The organism is Streptomyces sp. NPDC088097 (assembly GCF_044741845.1).
Classification (GTDB): domain Bacteria; phylum Actinomycetota; class Actinomycetes; order Streptomycetales; family Streptomycetaceae; genus Streptomyces.
In genome coordinates, this window is record NZ_JBIUTJ010000033.1 from 1 (window position 1) to 3,430 (window position 3,430).

The following is a 3,430-nucleotide window of genomic DNA, read 5'->3' on the forward strand; positions in this document are numbered from 1 at the left end:
AAGGCCCTCGACGAGAAGGTCGCCCGCCTCCACCTCGACGCCCTCGGCGTCCGCCTCACCACCCTGCGCCCCGAGCAGGCCGCCTACATCGGCGTGCAGGTCGAGGGCCCGTACAAGCCGGACCACTACCGCTACTGATCCCGCCCCCGCTCCTCGCGGATCCACAGCACCGAGCCAGGCCCCCGGCACCCCGCCGGGGGCCTGCCCCGTACCCCGTACCAGCAAGGACCCCCAGCCATGCCCCGCGGCCGCTACTCGCTCCACGACACCCACGACCACACCCCGCTCGGCGAGGAGCACTTCCACTGCGCCCCCGGCCCCAGCGGCTGGCGCTACGTGTCCCAGCTGACCGCCCCCAACGGCGACCACCGCGGCTCCGTCGACCTCGCCGTCGACGAACTGGGCCGCCCGATCCGCCTCGAACTCAACGCGTCGAGCTGGCAGGTCCGGGGAGCCGCCATCGACGGAGTCACGTGGGTCCGCACCGACCCCACCGGAACCGAGGCCACCGAGGGCAACGTCCGCGCCCCCGGCTTCACCGGCACCTCGCCGGCCTTCCTCGTCGCCACGGCCCGCCTGCTGCGCCTGACCCCCGGCGCGCCCGCCACCCGGGTCCGCCTCGTGGCCCTCACCGACCCGGTCCTCGCGCCCCGCACCGTCGACCAGGCCTGGGCACTGCTGTCGCGCGCCGAGCACCCCACGGACAGCGGCCCGCTCCTCGTCGACGAGTACCGGGTCACCGCCCTCGACACCGGGGAGGTCCACACCGTCCACCTCTCCGGCGACGTGGTCCTCTCGGCCCCCGGCATCGAACTCGAACACCTGGAGACCCCGCCGTCCTCCTTCCCCCCGCACGAGGACGAGTCCTAGCTCCGACCCGAGGGCTGTCCCGTCATCCCTGGTGGGCGCGCGGCGTCGGGCTACGGCACCTCGCCGCGTTGCCGGGACGCCCGAATACGTCCGGTATTCGGGCGTCCCTCCGCCTTGCGATGCACCGCATCCGACGCCGCGCGCTGATCCACCACGGATCACGGGACAGCCCTTAGCCGGGCGGCGCGAACCCGGTCCGCCGCACGGGCGGCTCCCCGCCCACCGGCGCCTGCGGCGCGGGCGGGTGAGCGTACGAAGGCTGCGGCATCGACACGGGCACCGGCGCGGGCAGCGGCACGGGCATCGGTATCGGGGCTCCCACCTCCGCCCGTTGCGCGTGGAAGGCCCGCGCGGCGTCGCGCGACTGCCGTTCGTGCACCACCGCCATCAGGTACGCGGCGGCCGGCACCCCGGCCGGCGGGGGCGTCCCCGTCCGCGCCACCACGTCGTCCGCGAGCCGGGCCGCCATCGCGGTGCCCGTGTGCGGGTCGAGCTGGTCCATCCGCGTCAGGTACTGCCGTACCGCCAGCCACAGTCCGTCCGGCACGGCCGACAGGTCCAGCTCGGTGAAGCGGCCCGCCAACCAGGGCGGCGGAGGCGGCACCGGCATGACCCGCGCCCCCGGTATCCGCTCCCGTACCACCAGGGTCCCCCCGAAGACGTCCCCCAGCCGCCGCCCCCGCGCCGAGACCAGCGAGGCGATGCAGGCCACGACCCCGAAGGTCATCAGCAGCTCCACGACCCCCAGCGCCCCGCGCACCAACGCGTGCCGGAACCGGATCGGCCCGCCGTCCTCGCGCACCACGCGCAGCCCGCAGGCCGCCTTGCCCGGCGAACGTCCGTGGCTCAGCGTCTCCACCGCGATGGGTACGCCGACCAGCACCAGCAGGAAACCCGCCACGGCCACCGCGGCCTGCGCGGCCGGGTCCAGATCGGCGGTGGCCACGACCAGCCCGATGGAGACGAACACGAACCCGGTGCCGTAGACCAGGGCATCGAGCAGGATCGCGAGCATCCGGCTCGGCAGCCTCGCGGGCTGGAGCCCCAGCACCACCGCGTCCCCCGTCACCAGATCGCTCACCGCACGCACCTTTCGCCGACCTGACCCGCCCCTGTGCCCTCCAGTCTGCCAAGCTGACCGGACGAGGAGTAGGTCGAACGGGGGAGCGACAGCCGAATGGATCTCGACGTGTTCGTGGCGGCGCACCAGGCGCAGTGGGCCCGCCTGGAGCAGCTCCTCGGCCGAGGCCGCCGGCTCACGGGCGCGGAGGCGGACGAACTCGTCTCCCTCTACCAGCGCACGGCCACCCACCTCTCGCAGATCCAGTCGAGCGCCCCGGACCCGATGCTCACGGGCCGCCTCACCCAGCTCGTGGCCCGCGCCCGCGCCACCGTCACCGGCACCCGCCGCGCGACCTGGCGCGACGCGGCCCGCTTCTTCACCGCCGGTTTCCCCGCGGCCGTCTATCGCAGCCGCCGCTGGTGGATCCCCACGGCCCTGCTCTCGACGGCCCTCGGCGTGCTCATCGGCTGGTGGATAGCCACCCACCCCGAGGTCCAGGGCGCGCTCGCCGCTCCGGAACAGCTCAAGGAGCTGACGAAGCCCGGCGGCGGGTACGAGACGTACTACTCCAGCAACCCGGCGGCCTCGTTCGCCGCCCAGGTGTGGACGAACAACGCCCAGGCCGCCGCGATCTGTCTGGTCCTGGGAGCGTTCCTCGGCCTGCCGGTGCTCTGGATCCTCTTCCTGAACATGGCCAACCTCGGAGCCGGCCTCGGCCTGATGGCCTCCGCCGGCCGCCTCGACGTCTTCCTCGGCCTGATCCTCCCGCACGGCCTCCTCGAACTGACCGCCGTCTTCGTAGCGGCCGGTACGGGGCTGCGCCTGGGCTGGACGGTCATCGACCCGGGCCCCCGCAGCCGCCGCACGGCCCTCGCCGAACAGGGCCGCGCCGCCCTCGGCATGGCCATCGGCCTGGCCGTCGTCCTCTTCGTATCGGGCCTGATCGAGGGCTTCGTCACCCCCTCCGGTCTCCCCACCTGGGCCCGCATCACCATCGGAATCGCGGCGGAGGCGGCCTTCCTCGTCTACGTCTATGTCCTGGGCGGGCGCGCCTCCCGCGCCGGCGAGGTCGGAGACGTGGAGGAAGCCGACCGCACGGCCACCCTGCCCACTGCGGCGTGATGTGCGCCCGACCCCGCTGAGCTGCTAGTCTCCTCGTCGTCCCGCAAACACCGTTGACACGGTCGCTGTGGGGAGGTAGATTCGAACGGTTGCCTCGAACTGGACAAGTTCGGCAGCGATGGTTTAAAGTCTCATCTCGCCCCCAGGAATTTGAATTCCGAGTGGGCACATTCGACTCCTCATTCAGGAACATCGAAGCCGGGAAATCCGGTGGAAATCTTCTGATAGAGTCGGAATCGCCGGAAAGGGAAAACGCGAAAGCGAATTACCTGGAAAGCGTCGAGGAAGTCGGACACGAAAGAGTCTGATAGAGTCGGAAACGCAAGAACAGAACGAAAAGCCCGGAGGAAAGCCCGAGAGGGTGAGTACAAAGGA

At 72.0% G+C, this 3,430-nt stretch carries 4 protein-coding genes; 3 read left to right on the forward strand and 1 reads right to left on the reverse strand.

Annotated elements, in window-relative coordinates; genetic code table 11:
- On the forward strand, positions 1-138 hold a 138-nt coding region (locus ACIOD1_RS35010; protein ID WP_365630617.1), incomplete at its 5' end, for an adenosylhomocysteinase.
- A 99-nt stretch (positions 139-237) separates the two neighbouring features.
- Complete coding sequence (locus ACIOD1_RS35015; RefSeq protein ID WP_365630614.1) at positions 238-870, forward strand: hypothetical protein; 633 nt, start codon at positions 238-240, stop codon at positions 868-870.
- A gap of 172 nt (positions 871-1,042) precedes the next feature.
- On the opposite strand, the gene ACIOD1_RS35020 is transcribed toward ACIOD1_RS35015, so the two are convergent.
- Complete coding sequence (locus ACIOD1_RS35020; RefSeq protein ID WP_401907203.1) at positions 1,043-1,951, reverse strand: RDD family protein; 909 nt, start codon at positions 1,949-1,951, stop codon at positions 1,043-1,045.
- Positions 1,952-2,047: 96 nt separating this feature from the next.
- Here ACIOD1_RS35020 and ACIOD1_RS35025 point away from each other — a divergent pair, with 96 nt between their 5' ends.
- On the forward strand, positions 2,048-3,055 hold the full coding sequence (locus ACIOD1_RS35025) for a stage II sporulation protein M (RefSeq protein WP_401907205.1): 1,008 nt from the start codon (positions 2,048-2,050) through the stop codon (positions 3,053-3,055).
- The last annotated feature ends 375 nt before the right edge of the window (positions 3,056-3,430 follow it).